The 26,509-nt window shown below is 58.5% G+C and carries 28 protein-coding genes, 1 tRNA gene and 1 pseudogene; 17 read left to right on the plus strand and 13 right to left on the minus strand.

Features of this window, described 5'->3' with window-relative positions; translation table 11 throughout:
- Positions 1-66: 66 nt before the first annotated feature.
- The 4 genes from AC30D7_RS19140 to rfbC form a co-directional block, all read right to left on the minus strand.
- Positions 67-522 (minus strand): thioesterase domain-containing protein, encoded by a 456-nt coding sequence (locus tag AC30D7_RS19140; protein ID WP_490135112.1) that lies wholly within the window; start codon positions 520-522, stop codon positions 67-69.
- Between the two features lie 40 nt (positions 523-562).
- Positions 563-1,957: a sigma-54-dependent transcriptional regulator gene (locus tag AC30D7_RS19145; RefSeq protein WP_490135113.1), complete on the minus strand. Its 1,395-nt coding sequence runs from the start codon at positions 1,955-1,957 to the stop codon at positions 563-565.
- Positions 1,954-3,762, minus strand: coding sequence for a sensor histidine kinase (locus tag AC30D7_RS19150; RefSeq protein ID WP_490135114.1), 1,809 nt, complete (start codon positions 3,760-3,762; stop codon positions 1,954-1,956). Before AC30D7_RS19150 ends, AC30D7_RS19145 begins: the two co-directional genes overlap by 4 nt.
- Positions 3,763-3,867: 105 nt before the next feature.
- Positions 3,868-4,413 carry a dTDP-4-dehydrorhamnose 3,5-epimerase gene (gene rfbC / locus AC30D7_RS19155; RefSeq protein WP_490135115.1) on the minus strand — a complete coding sequence of 182 codons (546 nt, stop codon included), beginning with the start codon at positions 4,411-4,413 and terminating at the stop codon, positions 3,868-3,870.
- Between the two features lie 181 nt (positions 4,414-4,594).
- On the opposite strand from rfbC, the gene AC30D7_RS19160 reads away from it, so the two are divergent.
- The 11 genes from AC30D7_RS19160 (at position 4,595) to AC30D7_RS19210 (ending at position 15,450) form a co-directional block, all read left to right on the plus strand.
- Complete coding sequence (locus AC30D7_RS19160) at positions 4,595-7,507, plus strand: aminotransferase (RefSeq protein WP_490135116.1); 2,913 nt, start codon at positions 4,595-4,597, stop codon at positions 7,505-7,507.
- A 208-nt stretch (positions 7,508-7,715) separates the two neighbouring features.
- Positions 7,716-8,594, plus strand: coding sequence for an N-carbamoylputrescine amidase (gene aguB / locus AC30D7_RS19165; protein ID WP_019581765.1), 879 nt, complete (start codon positions 7,716-7,718; stop codon positions 8,592-8,594).
- Positions 8,595-8,598: 4 nt separating this feature from the next.
- Positions 8,599-9,705: an agmatine deiminase gene (gene aguA / locus AC30D7_RS19170; RefSeq protein WP_490135117.1), complete on the plus strand. Its 1,107-nt coding sequence runs from the start codon at positions 8,599-8,601 to the stop codon at positions 9,703-9,705.
- A 246-nt stretch (positions 9,706-9,951) separates the two neighbouring features.
- Positions 9,952-10,164: a hypothetical protein gene (locus AC30D7_RS19175; protein ID WP_018929289.1), complete on the plus strand. Its 213-nt coding sequence runs from the start codon at positions 9,952-9,954 to the stop codon at positions 10,162-10,164.
- A gap of 219 nt (positions 10,165-10,383) precedes the next feature.
- Positions 10,384-11,055 (plus strand): DsbA family protein, encoded by a 672-nt coding sequence (locus AC30D7_RS19180; protein ID WP_490135118.1) that lies wholly within the window; start codon positions 10,384-10,386, stop codon positions 11,053-11,055.
- Between the two features lie 17 nt (positions 11,056-11,072).
- Positions 11,073-11,468: a nuclear transport factor 2 family protein gene (locus AC30D7_RS19185; RefSeq protein WP_490135119.1), complete on the plus strand. Its 396-nt coding sequence runs from the start codon at positions 11,073-11,075 to the stop codon at positions 11,466-11,468.
- Between the two features lie 237 nt (positions 11,469-11,705).
- Positions 11,706-12,992, plus strand: coding sequence for an OprD family porin (locus AC30D7_RS19190; protein ID WP_490135120.1), 1,287 nt, complete (start codon positions 11,706-11,708; stop codon positions 12,990-12,992).
- 242 nt (positions 12,993-13,234) lie between these two features.
- Positions 13,235-13,981 (plus strand): 2OG-Fe dioxygenase family protein, encoded by a 747-nt coding sequence (locus tag AC30D7_RS19195; protein ID WP_019581770.1) that lies wholly within the window; start codon positions 13,235-13,237, stop codon positions 13,979-13,981.
- Positions 13,982-14,027: 46 nt separating this feature from the next.
- Positions 14,028-14,441 (plus strand): GNAT family N-acetyltransferase, encoded by a 414-nt coding sequence (locus tag AC30D7_RS19200; RefSeq protein ID WP_490135169.1) that lies wholly within the window; start codon positions 14,028-14,030, stop codon positions 14,439-14,441.
- Positions 14,438-15,154 (plus strand): AzlC family ABC transporter permease, encoded by a 717-nt coding sequence (locus AC30D7_RS19205; protein ID WP_019651478.1) that lies wholly within the window; start codon positions 14,438-14,440, stop codon positions 15,152-15,154. Before AC30D7_RS19200 ends, AC30D7_RS19205 begins: the two co-directional genes overlap by 4 nt.
- Complete coding sequence (locus tag AC30D7_RS19210; protein ID WP_007939492.1) at positions 15,133-15,450, plus strand: AzlD domain-containing protein; 318 nt, start codon at positions 15,133-15,135, stop codon at positions 15,448-15,450. Before AC30D7_RS19205 ends, AC30D7_RS19210 begins: the two co-directional genes overlap by 22 nt.
- Here the strand turns inward: AC30D7_RS19210 and AC30D7_RS19215 are convergent.
- Positions 15,367-16,293, minus strand: a complete 927-nt coding sequence (locus tag AC30D7_RS19215; RefSeq protein ID WP_490135121.1) for a LysR family transcriptional regulator — start codon at positions 16,291-16,293, stop codon at positions 15,367-15,369. The two genes, AC30D7_RS19210 and AC30D7_RS19215, sit on opposite strands and share 84 nt — an antisense overlap.
- Before the next feature lie 148 nt (positions 16,294-16,441).
- Positions 16,442-16,666, minus strand: coding sequence for a hypothetical protein (locus AC30D7_RS19220; protein WP_156043986.1), 225 nt, complete (start codon positions 16,664-16,666; stop codon positions 16,442-16,444).
- A 259-nt stretch (positions 16,667-16,925) separates the two neighbouring features.
- On the opposite strand from AC30D7_RS19220, the gene AC30D7_RS19225 reads away from it, so the two are divergent.
- Complete coding sequence (locus AC30D7_RS19225; RefSeq protein ID WP_490135122.1) at positions 16,926-17,336, plus strand: MbcA/ParS/Xre antitoxin family protein; 411 nt, start codon at positions 16,926-16,928, stop codon at positions 17,334-17,336.
- Positions 17,336-18,013: an RES family NAD+ phosphorylase gene (locus tag AC30D7_RS19230; protein ID WP_490135123.1), complete on the plus strand. Its 678-nt coding sequence runs from the start codon at positions 17,336-17,338 to the stop codon at positions 18,011-18,013. The genes AC30D7_RS19225 and AC30D7_RS19230 overlap by 1 nt, the downstream gene beginning before the upstream one ends.
- A gap of 33 nt (positions 18,014-18,046) precedes the next feature.
- Here the strand turns inward: AC30D7_RS19230 and AC30D7_RS19235 are convergent, their stop codons facing one another.
- Positions 18,047-19,204 carry an AAA family ATPase gene (locus AC30D7_RS19235; RefSeq protein WP_490135124.1) on the minus strand — a complete coding sequence of 386 codons (1,158 nt, stop codon included), beginning with the start codon at positions 19,202-19,204 and terminating at the stop codon, positions 18,047-18,049.
- Between the two features lie 327 nt (positions 19,205-19,531).
- On the opposite strand from AC30D7_RS19235, the gene AC30D7_RS19240 reads away from it, so the two are divergent.
- The 4 genes from AC30D7_RS19240 to AC30D7_RS19255 all read left to right on the plus strand — a co-directional run bounded on the left by AC30D7_RS19240 (position 19,532) and on the right by AC30D7_RS19255 (position 22,285).
- Positions 19,532-19,753, plus strand: a complete 222-nt coding sequence (locus AC30D7_RS19240) for a tautomerase family protein (RefSeq protein WP_007939483.1) — start codon at positions 19,532-19,534, stop codon at positions 19,751-19,753.
- Entirely contained in the window at positions 19,750-20,406 is a 657-nt protein-coding gene (locus tag AC30D7_RS19245; protein ID WP_028939590.1) for a DsbA family oxidoreductase, read from the plus strand. Before AC30D7_RS19240 ends, AC30D7_RS19245 begins: the two co-directional genes overlap by 4 nt.
- A 42-nt stretch (positions 20,407-20,448) precedes the next feature.
- Positions 20,449-21,159 (plus strand): SDR family NAD(P)-dependent oxidoreductase, encoded by a 711-nt coding sequence (locus AC30D7_RS19250; protein ID WP_204123957.1) that lies wholly within the window; start codon positions 20,449-20,451, stop codon positions 21,157-21,159.
- A 376-nt stretch (positions 21,160-21,535) separates the two neighbouring features.
- Positions 21,536-22,285 carry a hydroxypyruvate isomerase family protein gene (locus AC30D7_RS19255; protein ID WP_026331894.1) on the plus strand — a complete coding sequence of 250 codons (750 nt, stop codon included), beginning with the start codon at positions 21,536-21,538 and terminating at the stop codon, positions 22,283-22,285.
- A 139-nt stretch (positions 22,286-22,424) separates the two neighbouring features.
- Here AC30D7_RS19255 and AC30D7_RS19260 read toward each other — a convergent pair.
- From AC30D7_RS19260 to AC30D7_RS19285, 6 genes and pseudogenes are all read right to left on the minus strand, one after another.
- Positions 22,425-22,500: transfer RNA gene (locus tag AC30D7_RS19260), tRNA-Thr, on the minus strand.
- A gap of 78 nt (positions 22,501-22,578) precedes the next feature.
- Positions 22,579-22,743, minus strand: a pseudogene (locus AC30D7_RS19265) (FkbM family methyltransferase); the annotation flags it as partial.
- Positions 22,744-23,081: 338 nt separating this feature from the next.
- On the minus strand, positions 23,082-24,311 hold the full coding sequence (locus AC30D7_RS19270; RefSeq protein WP_490135125.1) for a methyltransferase: 1,230 nt from the start codon (positions 24,309-24,311) through the stop codon (positions 23,082-23,084).
- Positions 24,292-24,981 carry an ABC transporter permease gene (locus AC30D7_RS19275; protein ID WP_007897471.1) on the minus strand — a complete coding sequence of 230 codons (690 nt, stop codon included), beginning with the start codon at positions 24,979-24,981 and terminating at the stop codon, positions 24,292-24,294. The genes AC30D7_RS19270 and AC30D7_RS19275 overlap by 20 nt, the downstream gene beginning before the upstream one ends.
- Positions 24,978-25,673, minus strand: a complete 696-nt coding sequence (locus AC30D7_RS19280; protein ID WP_413697375.1) for an ABC transporter permease — start codon at positions 25,671-25,673, stop codon at positions 24,978-24,980. Before AC30D7_RS19280 ends, AC30D7_RS19275 begins: the two co-directional genes overlap by 4 nt.
- A 78-nt stretch (positions 25,674-25,751) precedes the next feature.
- A complete protein-coding gene (locus AC30D7_RS19285) occupies positions 25,752-26,498 on the minus strand; it encodes an ABC transporter substrate-binding protein (RefSeq protein ID WP_018929227.1) in 747 nt (248 codons plus the stop codon).
- Between the last annotated feature and the right edge of the window lie 11 nt (positions 26,499-26,509).

Genomic DNA, 26,509 nt, shown 5'->3' on the forward strand with positions numbered 1-26,509 from the left:
GGGGGCGCGCTTCTCTGTAGGAGCTGTCGAGTGCAACGAGGCCGCGATCTTTTAAGATCGTTTGCTTTACCGGTGAAGGACGTATTGCCCGGTAAACCTCACCGCATCCTCTTCACTCCCGGCATTCACGATCCGCGAATGCAGCGTCAACCGCGCCCGCCCATAGCGTCGATACATCGCCAGGAACTTCCTCCACACTGCCGGGTTCGGTGCCTGACAGATCGCCGTCGCGTCCATGGTGACCGGCAGCGGGTAGTTGATCTGCCCTTCCTGAATCACGATGTGCCCGTCTTCGATACCTTCTTCACGTAAACGCAAATGCAGCCAGCCCCAGCCGGCCAGCACCGCGCCGCAATACAGGCTGCCACCGAACATGGTGCTCTTGTGATTGACGTTGGGCGCAAGCGGCAGATGCAGGCGCAGTTGTTGGTCATGCCAGTCGAGCACTTTGAGGCCCATGTCCCGCGTGAGGGGGATGTCGCGATAGAGGATCGATTCCAGGTGACGACTGTCGCGGTTCATTCGCGGGCCTTTTGTTTGATGAGGATGATTTTACGGTAGCTCAATCGAGGTCGTCGGTATGGCTGCTGGTGCCGCCATCGGCGAAGTTCAGGCCATGCTTGCGCAGCTTGTCGTGCAGGGTTTTGCGCGGAATGCCGAGCGCTTCGGCGAGGCTGCGCACGGAGCTGTGCGAGCGTGCCAGTTCGGCGGCAATCAGACTCTTCTCGAAGTTCTCGACTTGCTCGCTCAGGCCGCCGCTGACCACTTCAATCGTGGTGCCGACACCGCCATCCGGCGCGCTGTTGTCCAGTGCCAGCTCCAGGCCCAGGGCAAAGCGCTCGGCGGCGTTCTGCAGTTCCCGCACGTTACCTGGCCAGCGGTGACGCAGCAGCAGCGCCCGTTGCCCCGGTTGCAATTCATGGGGCGGCAAGCCGTGGCGGGCGCTGGCTTCGTCGGCGAAATGCTGGAACAGCACCAGCGCATCTTCGCCCCGTTCGCGCAGTGGCGGAATGCGCAACGGCGCGACGTTCAGGCGGTAATACAGGTCGGCACGGAAGCGCCCCTGATCGGCGGATTGCCGCAGGTCTTCCTTGGTCGCGGCGATGATGCGGATGTCCAGCGGGATCAACTGATTGCCGCCTAGGCGTTCGACGACCCGCTCTTGCAGCAAGCGCAGCAATTTCACCTGCACGTCCAGGCTCATGCTTTCGATTTCATCGAGGAACAACGTGCCGCCGTTGGCGAATTCGAACTTGCCGATGCGACGCTTTTGCGCGCCGGTAAACGCGCCGGGTTCGTGACCGAACAGCTCGCTTTCTACCACCGACTCGGCCAGGGCTCCGGCGTTGATTGCCACGAACGGGCCGTTACGCCGACTCGACAAATCGTGCAGCGCGCGGGCCACCACTTCTTTGCCCGCGCCGGTTTCGCCGAGGATCAGTACGTCAGCCTTGGTCGCCGCCAGTGCCCCGATCTGCTCGCGCAGGCGCAGCATCGGCGCCGATTGCCCGACCAGTCGGGCGCTCAGTTCGTTTCGATCGCTCAGGGCCAGACGCAGGCTGCGGTTGTCCAGCACCAGACGGCGCAAGGCAAGGGCGCGACGCACGCTGTCGAGCAGGGCATCACTGGCGAACGGTTTTTCCAGAAAGTCATAAGCGCCGGCGCGCATGGCTTGCACCGCCAGCGGCACATCGCCGTGGCCGGTGATCAGCAGCACGGGCAGTTCCGGATCCTGGGCGTGGAGGTCGGTCAACAGTTCGAGGCCGTCCATGCCTGGCATGCGGATGTCACTGACCACCACGCCCGGCCAATCACGCTCCAGTTGCCCGGCCAGGCCCTTGGCTTCAGCGAGCGGCAGGATCTTCAGGCCGGCCAGGTCCAGGGTCTGGCTCAGGGCCTGGCGCAGGTGGGGATCATCGTCGATCAACACGACCTGGATGCGGTTGTCGATGGTCATGCACTTCGGTCCTCGGACGGTTGCAGGCTCACGCCCGGTGCGCCTGCACGCAACTTCAGGGTAATCAGGGCGCCGCCTTCCTTATGGTTGGAGAACGACAGTTCACCACCGAAGGCACGCATCAGGGTGTCGCAGATCGCCAGCCCCAGACCAAGACCCTGAGTGCGGGTCTTGGTGGTGTAGAAGGGCTCGCCGGCACGACCCAGCGCTTCCAGGCAGAACCCGGGGCCGTTGTCGCGAATGTACAGATTGACGCCGTCGGTGGTGGATTGGGCACTCAACCAGAGTTTACGCGGCGGGCCTTTTTCCGTCAGCGCATCGAGGGCATTGGCCAGCAGATTGCCGAGTACCTGGCGCAGACGGGTTTCTCCGGCCTCGACCCATAGGGTGGCGGCCGGCAGGTCGCGGATCAGTTCGACTTCCATGCTGCGCCGACGCTTGGCCAGTAACGCCAGGGCGTCGTCCAGCGCCGGTTGCAGGGCCACGCTCTCCGGGGCGTGGCGATCACGTCGGGCGAAGGCGCGCAGGTGGGCGATGATCGACGCCATGCGCCCGGTCAGTTCGCTGATCAGCTTGAGGTTGCCGCGAGCATCTTCGGTGCGCTGATGATCGAGCAGCACTTCGGCGTTTTCCGCGTAGCTGCGGATTGCCGCCAGCGGCTGGTTGAGTTCATGGCTGATGCTCGCCGACATTGTCCCCAACGCCGAGAGCTTGCCGGCCTGTACCAGATCATCCTGAGCGCGTACCAGTTCTTGCTGGGCATGTTCGCGCTCCAGCACTTCCTGTTTCAGTCGACGGTTGAGGCCCTCGAGGTCGCTGGTCCGTTCGGCGACCCGGCCTTCCAGTTCCTGGCGGGCCTTGGCTTCGAAGGCGATCCGCTCCAGGTAATGGCGTCGGCGTTGCATCATCAGGCCGAGCAGCAGCATTAATACCAGCAGCGTTGCGCCGCCGATGGCCACGACCGTGCGCACGGGGCGGTCGATCAGGGTACGCGGTGCAAGGATACTGACGCTCCAGCCAGTTTCTTCGATCTGCCGGGTTTGGGTCAGCCAGGCATTGGGGTCGAGATTCAACGGCTTTGGATCGCGGGTCGGATAGGGTTGAATCGCGGCGACGGCCTTGTTCTCCTCATCACTCAATGGACGGGTCGAGCGGAAACGCCACTCTGGCCGTGACGTGAGGATGACCACGCCGTTGTGGTCGGTGACCAACAGTTGTTCCGGGGTTTTGCCCCAGAGGCTTTCGGTGTGGTCGAGATCGACCTTGACCACCAATACGCCGATGATTTTTTCGCGGTCATGTACCGCCGCGGCGAAAAAGTAACCGCGCTTGGCCGAGGTGGTGCCCAGGCCGAAGAATCGCCCCAGGCGCCCGGCCATGGCTTCACTGAAATAAGGACGGAAAGAAAAATTGCGGCCGACGAAGCTGTCGTTTTTATCCCAGTTGGAGGCCGCCAGCGTCTTGCCGGTGGTGTCCATCAGGTACATGACTTCGGCGCCGGTCTGGGCACTGATGTGTTTCAACAGACGATTGGCATTGCCTTGAATCACGCCCTCGTCGGGTGCGCCCAACGTCGCACGCAGTGCGGGCAGGTCGCCGAGAATCTGCGGCAGCACTTCATAGCGGTGCAGGGTACCCAGCAGGTTGGCGACGTAGAGGTCGAGGGTCTGACGGTTCTGCCCGGCCAGTTCGCTGCGGTAGTAACGCTCAGCCAGATGCTCCAGCGGCCACAGCAAGGGCGCCAGGCACAGCGCAAGCAGCGCCAGGCTGCGCCAGCGGGGTCTGCGAGGAAGAGTTGGTGTCATGAGCATCCAGCGCCTGTGGGTATAGACGCATTATGCCTAGGCTTGCGGGCGCAGTCTGCGCACCTGGATCAAGTGCGCAATGGCGGTGAAAATTCAGACAGCAATTCAGGAAAAGACTTCAGCGTCCTTGAAAAACGCGGCGGCCTGATCCTTGGCGGACAGCTGCGGTGCTTCGTCCAGCTGCCAGTCGATGCCCAAGTCCGGGTCGTCCCAGCGAATGCTGCGTTCAGCCGACGGGGTGTAGTAGTCGGTGGTTTTGTAGAGGAACTCGGCGAAATCGCTCAGCACCACGAAACCGTGGGCAAAACCTTCCGGAACCCAGAGTTGGCGATGGTTGTCGGCGGACAGGCGCACCGCGACCCATTTGCCGAAATGCGGCGAGCTGCGGCGAATGTCCACCGCCACGTCCAGCACTTCGCCGACGGTGACGCGGACCAGTTTGCCCTGAGTGTTTTGCAGCTGGTAATGCAAGCCGCGCAGTACGCCTTTTTGCGAGCGCGAATGGTTGTCCTGAACAAATTGGGTGTTCAGGCCGGTTACTTCTTCGAAAGCCTTGGCGTTGAAACTTTCATAGAAGAAGCCGCGCTCGTCACCAAATACCTTGGGTTCGATGATCAGAACACCGGGCAGGTCGGTGATGACTACGTTCATGGTGTTTCTCCAGCAATAGGCGTTGATGGCCGACATTCTTACGCAAAGTGGCGGTTGGTGCGAGTGGTACGGTGAAGAGAGTTGCTCGGCCATTGGATTCGTGCGAACCAGGGAAAGGGGGTTGCTTATCGCCCCCGGCAGTGGCGATATAAGCGCCTAATAAAATTTCAGGGGTCGTTGTATGCCGCTCGCCACGTTGATTCATCGCGCCAGTCTGCCCAGCCCGCAAGTGTCTGCGGCGCAAGCGCTTGAGCTGCTGGAGGAACATTACGGGCTGAGCGGGCGACTGCGGGCCTTGGGCAGCCAGCAGGATCTCAACTACCGCGTCGACAGCGAGCAGGGGCGTTTCGTCCTGAAGATCTGCCGTGGCGATTACTCGGTGCTGGAACTTCAAGCCCAGCACGCAGGGCTCAAGCACTTGGCCGAACATCCCGGCGTGCAGGTGCCGCGAGTGATCCCGGCCAAAAATGGTACTGACCTGCTCTCCCTGGAGGTCGGCGGTCAAGCGGTGCATGTACGTCTGCTCGATTACATCGACGGCCAGTCCCTGACGCACCTCGACCATCTGAGCCAGGCAGTGGTCGCCGGTTTCGGTCGGCTCTGCGGCGAGATGGACCTGGCACTGGCCAGCTTCGACCATCCTGGCCTAGAGCGCACCCTTCAATGGGACGCCCGCCACGCTAACGCGTTGATCGCGCATTTGCTGCCGGTGATCAAGGATGATCAGCAACGCAAGCTGATTGCTGAAGCGGCCGAGCAGGCCGAGCGCCATTTGCAGCCTTTGGTGGATAAGTTGCCGGTGCAGGCGATTCACATGGACATCACCGACGACAACGTGGTCTGGCAGCGAGATGCGCAGCGCCAATGGCAGTTGCAGGGTGTCATCGATTTCGGCGACCTGGTCCGAACCTGGCGGATCACCGATCTGTCGGTGACCTGTGCGGCGCTGCTGCACCATGCCGATGGCGATCCGTTCTACATCTTGCCGGCGGTTCGGGCCTATCACGCGATCAATCCGCTGCAACATGAAGAACTGCTGGCGCTCTGGCCGCTGATCGTTGCGCGCTCGGCGGTGTTGGTGCTGAGTGGCGAACAGCAGGTCAGCATTGATCCGGGCAACGAGTACAGTCGCGACAACCTGACCCATGAGTGGGAAATTTTCCGCGTGGCCACATCGGTGCCGCTGGCGTTGATGGAGGCGGCGATTCTGGCCGCGGTCGGTCAAGGCCTGCCGAGCATCGGCAGCGAAGGTTTTGCGCCCTTGTTGCCGAGTCTGGTGGGGCGTGAGTTTGCCTTGATCGATCTGGGTGTCCTCAGCCCGCACTTCGAAGCGGGTAACTGGGAACAGGAGGGGATCGACCAGCGCCTGCTGACCGAGGCCGCCGCGGCCCACGGACTGGTGGCCAGTCGTTATGGGCAATATCGTCTGTCTCGCACCCAACCGGACAGCGCCACTGAACCGGCCACTTGCCCTCTGCACGTCGAGTTGCGAGTGCCCCATGGCACGGCGGTCGAATCGCCGTTTGCCGGAACGGTTCACCAGCCGGCAGTGGGTGTGCTGCAACTGGATGGTCCGCAACTGAGTTTACGGCTGTGGGGTGTGACACCGTCGTTGCACGCGGGCGCAGCATTGGTCAAAGGTCAGGTGCTGGGTTCGGTCAGCGGGCCGTTGATCGTGCAATTGTGTCGAGGCGCTCAGCCCGACGCGCCGTTGTTTTGCACACCTTCGCGCGCCGCAGCCTGGCAGGCGTTGTGTCCGTCACCGGCCGCGTTGCTGGGTCTGGCCTGCGATGCCGAAGCAGAACTCGACCCGCAAACCTTGCTGGCCCGCCGCGACGCCAGTTTCGCCCGATCCCAGAAGCACTATTACGTCGACCCGCCGCGCATCGAGCGTGGCTGGCGCAATCACCTGATCGATATGCAGGGTCGTTCCTACCTCGACATGCTCAACAACGTTGCGGTCCTGGGTCACGGTCATCCGCGCATGGCCGCCGTCGCCGGCCGTCAATGGTCGTTGCTCAACACCAACTCGCGTTTTCACTACGCAGCGATTGCCGAGTTTTCCGAGCGCTTGCTGAAGCTGGCACCGGACAACATGGATCGCGTATTTCTGGTCAACAGCGGCACCGAGGCCAATGACCTGGCGATTCGTCTTGCCTGGGCCTACAGCGGCGGCCGCGACATGCTCAGTGTGCTTGAGGCGTATCACGGCTGGTCGGTGGCGGCGGATGCGGTCTCGACCTCGATTGCCGACAACCCCAAGGCCTTGAGCAGCCGTCCCGATTGGGTGCACCCGGTGACCGCGCCGAACACCTATCGCGGCGAATTCCGTGGCCCGGACAGCGCGCCGGACTACGTGCGCAGCGTCGAACACAACCTGGCGAAAATCGCCGGGCAGAAACGCCAACTTGCCGGTTTCATCTGCGAGCCGGTGTATGGCAATGCCGGCGGCATCTCTCTACCACCGGGCTATTTGAAGCAGGTCTATGCGCTGGTCCGTGCTCAGGGCGGGGTGTGCATCGCCGATGAGGTGCAGGTCGGTTACGGCCGCATGGGCAAATTCTTCTGGGGCTTCGAAGAGCAGGGCGTGGTGCCCGATATCATCACCATGGCCAAAGGCATGGGTAACGGCCAGCCGTTGGGCGCCGTCATTACCCGTCGGGAGATTGCCGAAGCGCTGGAGGCCGAGGGTTATTTCTTCTCGTCGGCGGGTGGCAGCCCGGTCAGTTGCCGGATCGGCATGGCGGTGCTGGATGTGATGGAAGAAGAAAAACTCTGGGAAAACGCCCAGGTCGTGGGCGGGTACTTCAAGGAGCGTCTTGAAGCCTTGATCGACCTGCATCCGTTGGTGGGGGCGGTGCATGGTTCCGGTTTCTATCTTGGCGTGGAGTTGGTCCGCAATCGCGAAACCCTTGAACCGGCGACTGAAGAAACCACCGCGCTGTGCGATCGTCTTCGTGAGCTGGGGATTTTCATGCAGCCGACGGGTGATTACCTGAACATCCTCAAGATCAAACCACCGATGGTCACGTCGCGGCAGAGTGTGGACTTCTTTGTGGACATGCTGTCGAAGGTGCTGGGCGAAGGTTTGTAGGCAGCGCCTAGAGGTTGAAAATATCGATTGTTATCGGGAATTTTTGAGGATATTTAGACGTAGTGGATATTTATCGCTTTTAAAGCCGATTTTTATCGGCTATAAAGTCGCCACTGCCCACGGTGTGGACGAACCACGCCCGGTGATTCCCGTTCTGTCATCGGTCGATGCCACACTGACCCTCAAGCACTTGCCCAGGAGATGATTCATGAGTCGTATCGTTACCGTCGCCGCCACCCAGATGGCTTGTTCCTGGGACCTTGAAGCCAACATCGAGACGGCTGAGAAGCTGGTCCGTGAGGCAGCGGCCAAAGGTGCGCAAATCATCCTGATCCAGGAACTGTTCGAGGCTCCGTACTTCTGCCAGAAGCCGAACCCGGACTACCTGCAACTGGCCACGACGGTTGAAGACAACGTCGCCATCAAGCACTTCCAGAAAGTCGCCAAAGAACTGCAAGTGGTGCTGCCGATCAGCTTCTACGAACTGGCCGGTCGCGCGCGTTTCAACAGCATCGCGATCATCGATGCCGACGGCAGCAACCTCGGGATTTATCGTAAAAGCCACATCCCGGATGGCCCTGGCTACCACGAAAAGTACTACTTCAACCCGGGCGATACCGGTTTCAAAGTGTGGAACACCCGTTACGCGAAAATCGGCGTGGGCATCTGCTGGGATCAGTGGTTCCCCGAGTGCGCCCGCAGCATGGCGCTGCAAGGCGCAGAAATACTGTTCTACCCGACCGCCATCGGCAGTGAGCCGCACGACAAGACCATTTCGTCCCGCGACCACTGGCAGCGCGTGCAACAAGGCCATGCCGGTGCCAACCTGATGCCGCTGATCGCCAGCAACCGCATCGGCAATGAAGAGCAGGACGGTTACGACATTACCTTCTACGGCTCGTCGTTCATCGCCAACCAGTTTGGCGAGAAAGTCCAAGAGCTGAACAAAACCGAAGAAGGCATTCTGGTTCACAGCTTCGACCTCGATGAGCTGGAGCACATTCGCAGCGCCTGGGGTTCGTTCCGCGACCGTCGTCCGAACCTGTACGGCGCGATCAAAACCCTCGACGGTTCCCTGGAGTCCTGAAGCCATGACCACTTTGAACAGCACCCCTCGCGCCGACGGCTTTTACATGCCCGCCGAGTGGGCACCCCAAACCCAGACCTGGATGGTCTGGCCCGAGCGCCCGGACAACTGGCGCCTGGGTGGCAAACCTGCACAAGCCGCGCACGTCGCGGTAGCCAAGGCCATCGCGCGTTTCGAGCCGGTGACCGTGGCGGTCTCCGCGGGCCAGTACGAAAACGCGCGCGCTCGTCTCGATGTGCCGAATATTCGTGTGGTGGAGATGTCCAGCGATGACGCCTGGGTCCGGGATACCGGCCCGACGTTCGTCATCAATAACAGCGGCGAAGTACGTGGCGTGGACTGGGACTTCAATGCCTGGGGCGGTTTCGACGGCGGTTTGTATTCGCCGTGGAACCGTGACTCGCAGGTGGCGGGCAAGATCCTCGAAATCGAGCGCAGCCCGCGCTACCGCACCGAGGGTTTTGTGCTCGAAGGCGGTTCGATTCATGTCGATGGCGAAGGCACCCTGATCACCACCGAAGAGTGCCTGCTCAACCGCAATCGCAACCCGCACATGAGCCGTGAGCAAATCGAAGCGGTTCTCAGCGCAAACCTGGCTGTGGATAAAATCATCTGGCTGCCGGACGGCTTGTTCAACGACGAAACCGACGGCCATGTGGATAACTTCTGCTGCTATGTGCGTCCGGGTGAAGTGCTGCTGGCCTGGACCGACGACCCGCAGGACCCGAACTACCCGCGCTGCCAGGCGGCCATGAACGTGCTGCAAAACAGCACCGATGCCAAGGGTCGCCCGTTCACGGTGCACAAAATGCCGATTCCGGGGCCGCTGTATGCGACCGAAGAAGAGTGCGCGGGTGTGGACCCGGTGGACGGCACTCAGGAACGTAATCCGACCGTGCGTCTGGCTGGCTCCTATGTGAACTTCCTGATCGTCAACGGCGGCATTATCGCGCCGAGCTTCGACGACCCGCTGGACGGGCCGGCCAAAGAGATTTTGCAGAGCGTGTTTCCGCAACACGAAGTGGTCATGGTGCCGGGTCGCGAACTGTTACTTGGGGGCGGTAACATCCATTGCCTTACCCAACAACAGCCCGCGCCGCACAAAGAGTGAGTGAGGTCGTAACAGCTTGAGTTGATTGAAAAATCGATTGAGCAACGATTTTGGCCTCCTTATCTCGCAGAAAGCCCGCAGCCCATCAGGACTGCGGGCTTTTTTGTATCCACTTATCGACACTTCGAAAACATTGGCATAGCTCTTGTATCTTCGAAGGCGCAACACGGGGAGGGAGAGAACTTCGATGTTCTGTCATAAACCTTGGATAAGTTAGCCGCTCACAAACCAGGAGAGAGCGCTGAGATGAACGCCGAAATGAACGTAGTGGGCGAGCGGGCACTGCATCCCCTGGCAGTTAACAGCGAATCGCTTCAAGTCCTGGCACAGTGGTTGAAGTCCAATGGAACGCGTCAGATCAGAGAACCTGATCCGCGCCGGATGATGATCGAGCGCTATCCCGCTGGTTTATTCAGCGAGGCGGAACTGGAAGCATTGTGGGATGTGATGGAAGGATAAGAAGAAAAACAACGGATTGATAAAAGCGCTGCCGGGAAGGCGGCGCTTTTTTATGTCCGTCGCAAAAGTGGGCGCCTGCAAGATCGGTAGTTGCCCGTCATGGGATCATTCGACCGATTCCTGAAACAGACTGAAAGTGATTCCGGCGTTTTTCCAGAACGATCCGAGTATTAGTCTGCCGGCATTGAGTTTTCCCTACTTTGTTGCCGGAGCCTTCCCATGACCCTTCACTACATTTACGACCCGTTGTGCGGCTGGTGTTACGGCGCCAAACCGCTGGTGCAAGCTGCCCAAGCCGTGTTGCCAGTGATCGGCCATGGTGGCGGCATGATGAGCGGTGCCAATCGCCAAAGCGTTTCGCCACAACTACGCAATTACGTCATGCCCCATGATCGGCGCATCGCCGAGTACACCGGTCAGCCGTTTGGCGAGGCGTATTTTGAGGGATTGCTACGTGATGAGACGGCGGTGTTCGATTCCACGCCACCGATTGCCGCCGTGCTGGCAGCCGAGCAGATCGCCGGGCGCGGACTGGAGTTGCTGGGGCGTTTGCAGACGGCTCATTACGTGGAAGGTCGACGCATCGCTGACCAAGCCGTTCTGCTGGAACTCGCTGTACAAATGGGTCTTGAACCTGAAGCCTTCCAACAGGCCTTTAATGAAGCCGACACCGATCGCCACATCAAGGACAGCCGCGCACTCTTGGCCCGTGTCGGCGGGCAGGGCTTCCCGACCTTTGCACTGGAACAGGATGGCCAGTTCACCCTGGTCGATATCGGTCCCTGGCTCGGCAAGCCGCAAGCCTTCGCCCAATGGTTGAGCCAGTCGCTTGCGGCGACAGAGTCTTCATCCGCGTTTCAAACCTGTGGCCTCGACGGCTGCGCCCATTGAACTCACCTGGAGTCACCATGGATAACCTGAGCCTGATCAAAAGCACCTACGAAGGTGCCAACTCCCAGGAGAATGCGCGCAACACCGCCGCAGCGCTGGCCGTTGATGCCCGCTGGACTGAAGCGGCGGGCTTCCCCTATGCCGGCACCTATGTTGGTTTCGACGCGATCGTCGAAAACGTCTTTAAGCGCCTGGCCACTGAGTGGGAAGATTTTCAGTTCAAGGTCGAGAACTACGTCGCTCAGGGCGACAAGGTATTTGCCTACGGCAATTACAGCGGCGTCTATAAAGCCACCGGCCGTGCGATGAATGCCCGAGTCGCGCACTTGTGGACTCTGGTCGACGGAAAAGTCACCCATTTCGAACAATTCGTCGACAGCCATGTCGTGCAATTGGCTATCGCTGACAAGTGATTTCTTAGACGATTTTCGCCTATTTACAGAAGATTCACGAAATTGACACATCATTAAGGGCGCAGATAGGATGCGCCCCAACGCCTGTGGCTAACCGCCACGACTGACAAAACAATAAAAGGCCCGCCGCGAATTTTCGTGGGCGGGTCTTTTTGTTTTTGCGGTGAAAAAAGAGCGCGATAGCGCCGTTTCAGCTGTTCGGCACAGAGCGTATCAACCCGTAATAAGGAAAATAACATGTTGAACAAGCGAATCAGCCTGATCGCACTGGGGATGTTGAGCGCCACACAGGCCATGGCTAACGACCAGGCCGAATCCAAGGGTTTTGTTGAAGACAGCAGCCTCAAAGTGCTGTTGCGCAACGCCTACATCAATCGTGACTATAAAGACGGCAACCCGGACAAAGCCGAATGGGGCCAAGCGGCCATCGGTACTTACTCGTCCGGTTTCACCCAAGGCACCGTCGGTGTGGGGGTGGATGCCTTCGGTCTGTACGCACTGCGTCTGGACGGCGGCAAAGGCCGCAGCGGCGCCGGTGGTATCGACTTCTTCAAGCAGGGTGACAGCGGTAACGCAGCGGATGACCTGTCCAAGTTCGGTGGCGCGGTTAAATTCCGTATCTCCAGTACTGTCCTGACCTACGGTGACCAGATGCCGGCCCTGCCGGTGCTGAACTACGACAATTCCCGCCTGCTGCCGGAAAGCTATACCGGCACCTTGATCACCTCCAAAGAGATCAAAGGCCTGGAGCTGAACGCCGGTCGCTTCACCGCCGAATCGCGCAAAAGCGCTGAAGGCCGTGACAGTGGTGGCTTGAAGTCGATCAACGTATTGGGCGGTAGCTACCAGTTCACCGAACAGTTCAAGGCAGCGCTGTACGCTTCCGACGTCGAAGACGTACTGAAGAAACAATACGTGAACGCCAACTACGTATTCCCGATCGCCAAGGATCAGTCCCTGACCCTGGACTTCAATGGCTACCGCACCAAACTGGACAATTCCTACGTCCGGGAAAACGGTGTTACCGGCGACGACAATAAAATCTGGAGCCTGGCAGCGACCTTCGCCACCGGCCCGCACTCGTTCACCCTCGCCCACCAGCGCAGCACCGGCGACAGCAACCTGGGTTACGCCTACGGCGGCTATCAGAAAGATCAAAACCGTGTCGGTGACGGCGGCAACACTATCTACCTGGCGAACTCCTACTGGTCCGACTTCAACGCCGAAGACGAACGCAGCTGGCAGTTGGGTTACGGTCTGGACTTCGGCGCCTTCGGCGTTCCGGGCCTGAGCTACAACGTGGCCTACGTGCGCGGCGACAACATCACCACTTCCACTAGTGAAGGCGGCACCGAGCGCGAGATCTTCAACCAGTTCAAGTACGTCGTGCAGAGTGGCCCGGCCAAAGACCTGAGCGTGAAGGTACGCAGCTCGATTCTGCGTGTGTCGCAGAAATCCAGCGAGTACAACGTCAGTGGCAACGAGCTGCGCGTATTCGTGGATTACCCGATCAACATCTTCTGATGATCGGTTGAGTTATTCAGACTCGATGAAAACCCCGACTGGTTCGTGACCGGTTCGGGGTTTTTTTTGCCTCATGACCGTATAAAAACACCGAAAACAGCTGTTTCCGATCGTAAAAAGTCGAATTGGAGCAACTTTATCCTGCGTTTCAAGCAACGCTTGATATGCCTGAAATTCTTTCTCATGGGCCGTCAATCCGGCACCTACTAGATTAGGCCGCTTAATGCAGCGGAGACCTAGTAATGATCGTGTTGAACAGAGAAGTTGGCGAATCGCTACGGCGCGACAAGTATGTCAACGTCCAGGGAGCCGACTTCAATCTCTTCGGTCATTTTTCCGACTTCGTCAGACTGACCAAAAGTTGGGAAAACATGGAGCCGGACAGTTATTACGGCCAAGCCGATGCGGGCATGCGTTTTCGTCGCTACAGCGATTTTGAATACAACCCGGTCACCCGCGACTTGAAGCAATTGGAACATCGCGCCTACGTGCAATCGAAGGCCAACAACAGCTACGTCGGTGGACTGGAGCGGCACTTCCAGGACTTCTCTAATGAGGTCATTAATTCGCCGGTGATGCGCAGCCTCATCGATACGGATTTCGAGGTGTACAAACACGTATTGCCGCCGGAACTGCACGACGCAATCTGGCAATGCCAGATTCATCAGATCCGCATCGAGATCAAGCCGGGCAAGCAACTGGAAATCACCCCGGAAGGTATTCATTGCGACGGTTATCCGTTCAGCGGTGTGCATTTCTGGGGTCGCAACAATGTGGACGGGGCGGAGAGCCGTTTGTATTCGGCCCAAGAGGAACAGCTGGCGACGACGACTTATATGGAAATCCTCGACACCACCTACTTTCTCGATCGCGAGATGCGTCACTACGTGACACCGGCACGCAACACCCATGCTCACGAAATGGCCTATCGGCAGATTCTGGCCATTTCCTTCTCGCGGCCCGGGACCGCTTTCGACATTGTTCGCTGAACAGTTCGACCCCATGATGAACATCGCCGAGTGCTCTGCACCGGTGATGCTGCGACGCGCGACGGCCAAGGATGCCCAACGCCTGGAGCGCTTCTTTCGGCAATTCGAAGAAGTGTCGTTCTGTGAATGGCAGGACGCCAAATGCCTGCGCGGTGTGCTGGAGCAGAAAACCACCACCGCGTTCCTCGCACTCGATGTCCGTGGCGAAGTGGTCGGCGCGGTGTTGGGCGGCATGCTTGGCAGTCGTGGCACCATCAATCACCTGGCGGTGAGCCCGTTGTATCGCAGCCAGGGCGTCGGTCAGCGTCTGGTGGAAGCGGCCTCGGCGGACATGAAACGGGTGGGGGTGCTGCGGATGTTCCTGTTCGTCGACGATGCTAACCTTGCCGGCAAACGTTTTTGGAGTGCCCAGGGCTTTTGTGAGCCGCGCGGCGAAACTACCTTTGAGAGGGACCTATGAATGAGACGTCCAGCAGCCAGCCGCTGATGGTCGAGCCCCAGCCCTCGCGCACGTTTGCTGAAGCCAGCCCGGTGGTTGCGGGCTACTTCACGGTGTCGTTTGTGTTCGGTCTGATGGCCGTCAATGCCGGGATGCCCGTGTGGCTGCCGGTCGCGATGTGCCTGTTCGTCTACGCCGGTGCCTCGCAGTTCGCCGCCCTGGCGTTGATCTCCAGCGGTGCGTCGCTGACTACCATTATCCTCACCACGTTTCTGATCAATGCGCGGCACATGCTGATGTCGGTCTACATGGCCAAGGCCCTGCAGGCGATGGGGCTCAGTCGTCTGGAGCGCTGGTGTTATGCCGGCGGGCTGACCGATGAATCGTTCGCCTTCCACAGCGTCAAACTGGGCAAGGGCTCGCCGGTCAATGTGCGTTACCTGATCGGCTTCAATCTGTATTGCCACACCTCGTGGGTACTCGGCGGTTTGCTGGGGGCGATCTGCGCGCAGTACGCGGCGCACCTGATCAAATATCAGCTCGACTATGCACTGACCGCGATGATGCTCTACGTGCTGGTATCGCTCTGCAACACCCGCAACAAACTGATCGCCGCACTGGCCGCGGTCGCTTGCATGGGGGCACTGAGCCTGATTGGCAACTCACCCTTCAACGTATTCATCGCCACATTCGTGGGCTGCGGAGTGGGTGTATGCCTGACCAAACGTTCCTGATCCTGGTCGTCGCGCTGATGATGGCCGTGACATTCCTGCCACGCGCGTTGCCGCTGCAGGTGAACACCGATCATTGGCCACCTCTGGTCGCCCGGGCGCTGGAATACCTGCCGGTGGCGATCGTGGCTGCCATCAGCCTCACGCCCCTGTTGATCAAGGATCAGCATGTGCAGCTCGATCGCCCGGAATTTTATGCAGCCATTCCGACGTTGTTATGTGCGTATTTCAGCAAAAACCTCTTTCTCTCCGTTGCGGTGGGAACGGCTGCGTACATTGCGCTCGGTTCGTTCATGTAGCGGCAGATGGACCACGTCATTCAAGGCCTGGCCCGACAACTCGGGATTATTGATCGCCAGCCGCACTTCGAGGGAATCCTCGAAACCCGGGAAAATGGTCAGGCCGTTACGCAGGGCCGCCTCACGGGAGACCATGCCCAGGCCGTCCATTTGCGTGATCAACGATAGGGTCAGGGTTTCACTGCAGGAATAGATCATCCGCTTGCCTGACTCGTAGTTGCCGAGACCGGCGTCGAGAAAGCGCAAGAAGCTGTGGGAATACGGACAGTCGTCGGCCGGCCGAACCTGAAATTTATTGCCAAGCAGCACCAGCGGGTCGTTTTCCTGACCGCAATGAGCACCGACCACCTGCACCTGCACATCAGGCAAGGCAATGCTGGGCAGCCCCGGCTGTTGTGGCCCGATCAGCACGGCCAGGTCGAAGTCCTCATTCTTCAACTTGCTGAGGTTTTCCATCGACTCGGCGTAGCTGAATTCCAGCTGATAATCAGGAAAAACCTCGATGAGGCGTCCGATCATTCGCCGGTTGAAGTCAGCCGAAAGCGTGGTGTTAAGCGCAACCTTGAGCGTGCGCTGCCCGGGCACCTTGAGCGCGGCGACTTTCTCTTCCAGCTGCCGCGTGGCGACCAACACTTTGTCCATGTAGGGCGTGAGCTCCGTGCCCTGTGTGGTCAGGGTCAGCCCCTTGTTGGAGCGACGAAACAACCGAAAACCGAACTGCTCTTCGACCTTGTTCAACTGCGCGGCCAATGCCTGCACGGTCAAAAAGGAATGCTCTGCCGCCGCCGACAACGAGCCGGTCTGCACGATGCGCATGAGGTTGCGTAAGGTTCTGCTATCCATTTGGGTAATGCCCTCTAAAGTGGGCTGGCTATTGTTGTGTACCTTGCCGCCCGGTGGGCGTGGGTCGCGTGCCGGCTATGATCCTGCACCAGAGCATGCTTGTCCCGAGTTTAGTAGCGAAATGATTCTGCGTCCGATGGCTGGAGGCTCACACAGGATCGAGATTTTTGTTGAAGGGGAAGTGATCGGGGTCAAGAAAGTGGCCCGGATGGGGAGGTGTGGGCGTTTTTTGGCTACTTGTTTTATCAACGAAACCTTTTCCCAAGGCAAAAAAAAGCAGCCTGATCAGGCTGCTTTCATGAAAAGGTGCTTGATATTGTGCTCCCTCAAGCAGGGGAGAAGAGGTCTCACCAGGCGTTGATTTCCAAGTCATCAACGAGGTCCCTCCGCCGACTATTGCCACTTGGAGGCAGTCGGTTTCGCGCTCTCGATTTAATTCTCTGCCCCTATAGTGTGGGTGTCAACGTGTGTGTCGGACCGTATGTCGGCGTCTTTTCAGGCTGCGGAAAAGCGGGTGTGAATGCTCTTTTCGAAGGGGGAGCAGATTAATACGCTTATGAATTAAAAATTCATTTTTGTTCGGATCTGTACTAGTCTGAAATCAAGACATCATACCCAAGGAGGCTATTCTCATGCCTACCTCATCCACTGTCCTCAGCCCACAGCAACAACTCGACTCCCCCGAAGCCGGTCGAGTCGCGCTGAAGTTTTTTTTCAACCTCATGGAACGCTGGGGCTGTACCGCCGAGCAACAACGCACACTCCTGGGCAAAGTCGGTAATACGACTTTCTACAAATACAAACACCTGCCACCCAACGTGCGCCTGCCCCACGACACCCTGGAGCGCATCTCGTATTTGATGGGCATTCACAAAGCGCTGAGCATCATCTTCAGCAACAGTCGCGAACGTGCCTACACATGGGTCAGCAGCCCCAACACCGCCGCACCGTTCAATGGCCAATCGGCATTGAGCTACATGCTGGCCGGTCGCGTGGTCGACATCGCTGATGTGCGCCGCTACCTCGACGGGGTACGCGGTTGATGGTGCCGGAACTCGCCGACCCGCAGTGGCCGCGGGCCTATCGGATCGTCAATAGCTGCTTCCCGCCGATCTCGTTGTTCGAAGACGTTCTCGACCCTGAAGACCTGCCCACTGCCTACGCGTTGGAAGCCTTGACCAACGATCGGCTGATGGAAGAAGCCGGCGTGCTCACCCGCGTGCGCCCCGAAGACCGCATCTGCGGCCCTGGCTCCACACCGGTGATGGCCACGTTTACCCACATCGGCAAAACCAGCCGCTTCACCGACGGCACCTTCGGCGTCTACTACGCCGCCAGCAGCCAGGCAGCGGCCATCGCCGAGACGAGTTATCACCAGGAACGCTTCCTCGCCGCGACCAACGAACCGGATCTTGAGTTGACCATGCGTACCTACGTCAACCGGGTGGTCAAACCTTTGCACGACATCCGCGCCGACTACCCACACCTGCACGACCCGGATCCCAACGCCTACGGTCCGGCCCAGGCCTTTGCCCGGCAACTGCGCGAAACGTCGTCCTGGGGATTGCTCTACAACAGCGTTCGATTGCCCGGGCATGAATGTGTTGCCGCGTTTCGGCCGCCGGCTGTTTCTATCCCCAAGCAAGGCAAGCATATTCGGTATGTGTGGAGTGCGAGCAGCAGGAAGATCTCGTTTGTGTTTGAAGTCAGCGAGATGTGACGCACGGCGAAACGCAATTCCGCCAGCTAGATTCTAACTGGCGTCAATCAACGCTCGTTCTTCAAGCCAGATTTCTTGAACAAACTGATCCGTAATCGCATAAATCCCATGCCCACGCCGCATGATGATGTTCTCGGCAACCAGCGCAATCACCACCGGTTGAATCTCTTCCACGCGTACCTCACGACCTACAGTCTTCGAATACTCAGCCGCCGCATCGGTGGAGAAAATCCCCCGAGCGTCGCCTTCCGTGGATGCGATTTTGTTGAAAATAGCCTGAGCCAGGCTGCCCAACTGCTCAACCTTTTCAAGCTCAATACTGGCCGCTGCCGAACGCAAAGTACTGGCAATTACCGGCAGAAATAGATCGGGGTCACCTTCTTGCTGCATCAACTGTCGCAGCGCCTTGAGCATTTCCTCAGGCCGATTCCCCAAGGTGTTGAACGCTTCAATGGCAACCTCAAGAGACGGCAACTTCTCCTTCTTCACCGTCATTGCGAGGCGGTTCAGCAGGTACTCAACGTAATCCCCTTTCAACACCGGATAAGCCGCCGACGTTGCACCGGAAAATGCTTGGTTCCGCTTTGCAGTCAGTTCGCTGACTTGCGCCCGGTGCGATCCCGTTCCTATGAACAGGAAGTAGCCCGGTGTGTTCGGGCGTGGATTGATTGCATCACGAGCGGCTTTCAGTGCCAGGAGCAATTGATTGCCGTCGTCGGACGAAATGGCGTGCTGCACTTCGTCGATGATCAGCACCAAATCTGTTTTCGCTTGGTCGACCACCTCAGTCAGCGCCTGTGCCAGCGTTGGCCCACCTGTATTGCCAATGCTGTCGAGCTTGAAACCAAACTTGAATCCGGCTGCGACAATATCTGCACCGCTAACGCGTTTGAGCATTTCGAGCAGGCTGGAGCCGGGCGTTTGGAGTTCTTCCAGGCGTTGACGGATCGCGTTATGCACGAGCGTCGCAGGATTGGCCAGTGTGTCGCTCCATAAGTCGACGTAAATGACCAGAGCACCCGCTTCTTCCAGGGCAGGAATGAGGTCATTTCTCAGGAATGTCGTTTTACCGGTCCTGCGCAGGCCGGACAGAAACAGACCTGAGCGCATACCTTCATCCAGAACACCAGGATTGAGAAGCTGATTTGCCATCTGTTCAGCCAGTTCAGGGCGCTGAAAAATGCTGCTCATGCAATTACCTTTTTTTATGGATACGCCATAATTATTGGCCATACATAATTTAGCATAAAGGTTGGGCTCTGATCTGAGGGGGCTCAGATCCACATTATTTTGAGCGTCCAGGGCGGATGGGAAGGCTCACTGACATGTCGTCGGCAGCGACATGTAATCAAGACGTGTCGCTAAAACCGAAAAATAGCGACACGTTACAACTGAACTCATTACATCACGTCACTAATGATGTTCCCGCCCCCACCTTTATCCCCCCTAACCAACCTCCTACATTGAGCTCCACCCACCTACCCATCATCCCGAAGGGCAGGTCACTGGAGACTCATCATGCCTTTTGTCAGCGTACGCATTACCCGCGATGGTGTTACCTCGGAGCAGAAAGCTCAGGTGATCGCCGAAATCACTGAAACCCTGGAACGCGTCCTCAACAAACGCCCGGACCTGACCCACATCGTGATCGAGGAAGTCGACACCGATAACTGGGGCTATGCCGGTATCACCACCACCCAGTACCGCAAGCAACTGGCTGAGGCGGAGGGGCAGTCATGACCGCCTCCGTCACCATCGATTTCGTTTCCGATGTGGTGTGCCCGTGGTGCGCCCTGGGTGCGACGGCGCTGGAGCAAGCGATCGAGAACGTGGCGGGTGAAGTCACGGTCGAGCTGACCTTCAAGCCTTTCGAGTTGAACCCGGACATGCCGGCGGAGGGCGAGAACGCAGTTGCGCACTTGATGCGCAAATACGGGCGCAGCGCCGAGGATGTTGCCGCCGGCAAAGTGATGCAAATCGCTCGAGGCGAGGCCATCGGTTTCAAGTTCGATCTGGATAAACGCAGCCACTTCTACAACACCTTTGATGCTCACCGGTTGCTGTTGTGGGCGTTGCAGGAGGGACGGCAGGTCGCACTCAAGAAAGCCTTGCTACGTGCTTATTTCACCGACGGCCAGAACCCGAACGATCGCGAAACGCTGGTTCGACTGGCGGCGCAAGTGGGGCTGGATGCGGCGAGCGCGCGTGAGGTGCTGGTGTCCGGAGCGTTTGCCCAGGAAGTGCGTGAGCTTGAAGTGTTTTACCGCGAGCGCGGGATTAATTCGGTACCGGCCATGGTGCTGAACGGCCGTCACCTGGTGTCCGGTTCGCAATCGGTCGAGTACTACGAACAGATGTTGAGACAAATGGCGCAGGCGCCTGTTGAAGCCTGATTAATCACTTTTCAAACCATCATTTATCAGTAGAGGTTCATCATGAGCAATTCGAAAAAAGTCATCGTTATTACTGGCGCATCCCAAGGTCTCGGCGCAGGCATGGTCAAGGCTTTCCGTGATCTCGATTACAAGGTTGTCGCCACTTCGCGTTCGATCAAACCGTCCACCGACCCGGACATCCTCACTGTGGCCGGCGACATCGGCGACCCGGCAGTCGCTCAGCAAGTCATTCGTGAGGCGATCGCACGTTTTGGCCGCATCGACACCCTCGTCAACAACGCCGGGATCTTCGTCGCCAAACCGTTCACGGCTTACACCCCTGAAGACTATGCCGCGGTGCTGTCGGTGAACCTGAATGGTTTCTTCTACATCACCCAACTTGCGATCACCGAGATGGAGAAGCAGGGCAAAGGCCACGTCGTCAACATCACCACCAGCCTGGTGGACCACGCCATTGACGGTGTGCCATCGGTACTGGCTTCGTTGACCAAAGGTGGCTTGAACGCGGCGACCAAATCCCTGGCCATCGAGTACGCCAAGCGCGGGATTCGAGTGAATGCGGTTAGCCCCGGCATCATCAAGACGCCGATGCATGGTGAGGAAACCCATGAAGCGCTGGGGAGTTTGCACCCGGTTGGGCATATGGGCGAAATCGGCGATATCGCTCAGGCTGTGGTGTATCTGGACAGCGCCAACTTTGTCACCGGGGAAATCCTGCACGTTGATGGCGGGCAGAGTGCGGGTCACTGAGACCTGCGACGTTAAACCCCCAGAAACAACAAAGCCCTCGCATTGCTGCGAGGGCTTTGTTTTGTATGGGTGCACGCTTTACTAGCGCGTGCCCTAGCCCTGGCGGTGAAGTACTGCGCCCTGTTCCATACTGAAGCCGCCCCCTTGCTTGGCAAAGGGCTCCAGGCGGGAGCGGTATCTGGGAGCAACGATCTCTAAGAAGTGAAAAGGGCCAACTTTATTTTCCAAATGGAAACCGTCGTTTATCCCATGGTTTTGAGGAAAAAAAGATCCGCATGATTTGAGCTTGCCGACAACGTCAACCTATAGTCCGGTTTTGGAGTTACGAAGGATGCTCCAGGCTGATGATTTTCTTCCCAGGATGGATATTTACCCAATGCTCAAGTTCAATGCTCATCTCGGCTTCCAATTCAATGAATTGCCTTTTCTGCAACGCATCGAAGCAGCCGCCGCAGCTGGTTTTCGGGCGGTGGAGTTCCCATCACCCTATGAGTTCGACGCGAGTCTCTTGGCCGACCATCTGGCTCAATACAGTCTGCCATTGATTCAATTCGCTGCACCGGCTGGCGTTACCAAAGGCATCGCTGCCTTGCAGGGCAAGGAGGAAGAGTTTCGCAACGGTTTGCTCCGGGCCGCCAGCTATGCAAAGGCGCTGGCATGTTCGGATGTCCATATTATGTCTGGTGTTACGACGCAAGATGACGCAGGGCGTGTCTTCGGGAGCAACCTGGAGTATGCCGTCAAGTACTTCGAGGATCAGGGTTTGCGGCCGCTTATCGAAGTAATTTGTGCGCAGGAGATGCCGGGCTATTACATGTCTGACTTCAGCAAGGCGCAACAAGTGCTGGAAACCTTCCCGAGTGTCGGGCTGATCCTCGATCTTTACCATGCCCAGCTTCTGACTGGAGACGCAGCAGATGTTCTGGCTCGGTTTTACGACAGAACAGTTCATGTGCAAATTGCCGACTGCCCGGGGCGCCACGAGCCGGGAACGGGGAGCATCGACTTTGCAGCCTTGTTCGCAGCGCTGGAGCAGCGTGGCTACACAGGATGGATCGGGTGTGAATACCGGCCTTCCGGTTCTACCGTGGCGAGCCTTGACTGGATTAGGCAGTTAAGTGCTTAGCGCTGAAGTGAAATTGTGATGGGGCGGTGTGCAGGTAGATTTGGCGCAGGGGAGGGTTAAGACGGTATCTACAAGGGCTGCCTCTCTAGATGCCAGAAACAACAAAGCCCTCGTATTTCTACGAGGGCTTTGTTTTGTATGGTGCCGGCACCAGGAATCGAACCCGGGACCTACTGATTACAAGTCAGTTGCTCTACCATCTGAGCTATACCGGCGTGTCAGGGCGACGATTATAGCGATTGGGTTGGTTCTGTAAACCCCTGAATTCAGACTATTTTTGCGCAGGCTTTCGGTCAGGCGTGATGCAGTACTTTCTTGAGTTTCAGCAGGGTGCGCCAGGCTCGGCTGTTTTGCATCGCCCGCAGTTGCGCTTCGGCGTGTTCAGCGCGTTGCAGGGCGGCGGGGAGGTGGTTTTTGGTGTTGGTGACGGGGTGGCTGAATTGATGGCCTCTGGAGAACGTCGCGGTCGAAGATTTTTCTTGTTCATGGCCGCGCTGTTGGCGCCCTCATATGCGTGCATAGCAAGGGGTATTGCCAGGCGCAATTTTTCGCCCGTGATGTCCGGAATTCGGCGGTTATGTCGTTTTGATTTAATGCTTATGCACAACGGGCTGGCGGAATCTGCTCGATCTTCGCACTTTTGTGGACTCGTTCTCATTTGTCCGCAAATGCCTGTTTTACAGGTTTTTTTATTTATGTGAACGAAAAATGACCAGCAGTGTTTGTGGGCTAAACCACCGTGGATATTGGATCCACGATAATTCCATCAACAGAGTTATCCACAGGTTGAGACTGTTTAAGGGCGCTCTGCCAGAAGCAGGAAATTGCGCGGTGTGAGTGGGGATTCGCAGAAGGTGCCGAGACGAACGACATAACCCTGCTCAATGAGGAAAAGTGCCCGATCGAGTACCAGCCACAGCTCCAGAGGCCGTCGGAAAAGGCCTCGCAGCAGCTCCAGGTTGCGCACTTCGGCCAGTCGCTGCCAACCGGCGGCTTCCAGTTCGGTCCAATCTGGCGTGCCGATTGTGGATAAGTCTTTGAGTGCGGCCAGATCGCGGCAGTAATCGGCGAACGGTTTGTCCAGCCAGGCGCTGGGCAGGGAAGGGGTGGGCAGGTATTCGTCGACACCGCGCAGTTGCCGTTGCAGCAGGTCGAACGCCAGGCGTCGGGCCATGGAGGTGTCGCGTTGGCGTCGGACGCGAGCGCCAGCGGTGACGGTTTCGCTCATCGGCAGCGCAAGATCATCGAGGGAGAGGTGTAGGTCGGAGCGCTCAGCCGCACAGGAAAGTGGCCGATAGGTGTTCAGACTGATCCGGTTGTAGCAGCACGGTGCGATAGCCAGTTGTTTGCAACCGGCGGCGCTGGCGAGCTGGATCAGCCGTACATGCAGATCCCCGCAGGCATGCAGCGCAACCGGCGTGTGATCGGCATTCAATAAAGAGGCTGCGTCAGGCGCGAGTACATCCTGTTCGACATGCAGCGCATGCAATTGATGGCGCTGGCTCAGTGCCTGACCACTGGCGACCAGTGCCGGGTCGTATTCAAGGCAGGTCAATTGTTGCCCGGTTCGCAGTAGACGTCGCCCCAAGTGCCCTTTACCCGAACACCAATCCAGCCAATGCGTCGGGGCATGAGCGAACTGCAGGCAACTGGCGAACGCTTCAATCTGTTGCCACTTGCGCCCCGGCACATCCACATTCAACCGATGGCCCGCGGCTTCAAGCGCATGTGTCGGCAATTCACCCACCGCACTCAGCTCAAGAGACATCGCAGCCAATGAAGCAAACGGCTCCGGCGCATCGAGCCAGCCAGGCTGGTTATGACTGTTTTCTGCATCTTCCAGCGACCGCCCGCGTAGCCACAACGCCAGTTCCGGGTAGGACGTTTCCCAGGGTAGTTGCAGATGGGTAAACGGTCGGGGTTTCCACAGCGCTTGATGCTCGATCAGAAAAGCATCCAGCGCAGCGAAGCGGGCGAGCAGGGTCTCGCCCGTCAGCACCCAGGCATCAACGCCCTTGGCAGGCATCGACGCGCAACCAGCGCTCCAGCAGCTTGAAGCCGCGCACCAGCACGTAAGCCATCAGCAGATAGAACATGCCCGCGGCGAAGAAGATCTCAACCGGCAGGTAGGTGCGAGCAATGATGGTGCGGGCCATGCCGGTCAGCTCCAGCAGGGTCACGGTACTGGCCAGGGCACTGGCCTTGAGCATCAGGATCACTTCGTTGCTGTACGCCGGCAGGCCGATACGCGCAGCACGTGGCAGCATGATGTAGAACAACGCCTTGGCCCGGGACATGCCCAGCGCCCGCGCCGCTTCGATCTCGCCCGGTGGAATCGCCTGGATCGCGCCACGCAGGATCTCGGCGATGTAGGCCGCGGTGTGCAAGGTCATGGTCGCGGTGGCGCACCAGAACGGATCGCGCAGGTACGGCCACATCGAGCTGTTACGCACCGCGTCGAATTGCGCCAGGCCGTAGTAGACCAGGAACAGCTGAACCAGCAACGGTGTGCCACGGAAAAAGAAGATATAGCCGTAGGGGAATGCCCGCACATACCAGAGTCGCGATGAGCGAGCGATGCCCAGCGGAATTGCCAGCAGCAACCCGGCAATCACGGCGATGGCCACCAGTTCCAGGGTCAGCGTCGCGCCCTGAGCCAGTTTTGGCAGCCACTTGATGATGACTTCCCAATTCATTGGGTGCTCCTCGCAAAGCCGCGAGCGGCACGTCGTTCCATGAAGTGCATGCCGGTCATGGCCAGAATGGTCAGGCCCAGGTACATGAACGCGGCCACCATATAGAAGGTGAACGGTTGCTTGGACACGGTCACGCCGATTTGCGCGTGACGCATGATTTCTTCCAGGCCGATGACCGATACCAGCGCAGTGTCTTTCATCAGAATCATGAACAGATTGCCCAGGCCCGGCAGGGCGATGCGCCACATCTGCGGCATGATCAACTTGGTGAAGATGCGGAATTTCGACAGGCCCAGGGCCACACCGGCTTCACGGTGACCTTTGGGAATCGCCAGAATCGCCCCGCGAAACACTTCCGTGGCATAGGCGCCGAAACACAGCCCCAGCGCAATCACGCCGGCGGCGAAGGCGTTGAGTTCGAGGTCGGGATTGCCGAAGAACTCACCCAGCGCACGCATTAGGTTGACTGTGCCGAAGTAGATCAACAGCACCCAGAGCAATTCCGGGATTCCGCGAACCAGCGTTGAATAAGTGCCGCCAAGCCATTGCAGCGGCTTGTACGGGGAAGTCTTGGCCAAGGCGCCGAGCAGACCGAGCACCAGCCCCAGGCACAAGGCCGAGAGTGCCAGTTTCACAGTCATCAGCGCGCCAGCGGCGAGCGCCGGGCCGAATCCGTAGAGGTCGATAATCATGGATTTCTTTTCAAATCGCGGCAGGCAATGCCAAGGACTGGCGCCGTCAGCGAACGGCGCCGGTCAGGCAGGTCAGAATCAATAGATGCTGAACGGGAAGTACTTGTCGTTGATCTTTTTGTAGGTGCCGTCAGCGACGATTTCTTTCAGCGCAGCGTTCAGCTTTTCGCGGATCGGGTCGTTCTTGCGAACGGCGATACCGATCTTGTCGCTTTCTTCAACCGGGTCACCCTTGAATTCGTAAGGACGGCCGGCGTCGCTTTTCAGCCACTCATAGTTGACGTACTTGTCGGCCAGGATGCCGTCCAGGCGACCGGAAGTCAGGTCCAGGTAAGCGTTTTCCTGGGTGTCGTAGAGTTTGACTTCGACGCCTTCCATGTTGTCTTCCAGCCAGGTGCCGGCGAGGGTCGCGCGTTGGGCGCCGATCACCTTGCCTTGCAGCGAAGCCTTGTCGGTCTTGAAGTCGACGTCTTTTTTGGCAATGAACTGCAGTTTGTTGGAGTAGTACGGTGCGGTGAAGTCCACCGCTTGCTTGCGCTCATCGGTGATCGACATCGAGGAGATCAGGAAGTCGAACTTCTTCGCGTTCAGGGCCGGGATGATGCCGTCCCAATCGGAGGTGACCACGGTGCACTCGACTTTCATCTTGGCGCACAAGGCGTCGCCGATGTCTTTGTCGAAGCCGACGACATTGCCACTGGCATCTTTGTTGTTGAACGGCGGGTAGGCCGCTTCGATGCCCATCTTCAAGGTCTCGGCGGCGGCACCGGCGCTGAAGGCCAGGGTGACGGCCGCAGCCAGGAAGATTTTTTTGTAGTTCTGCATGCGGGTAGCTC

This window comes from Pseudomonas sp. DF5 (assembly GCF_058148225.1).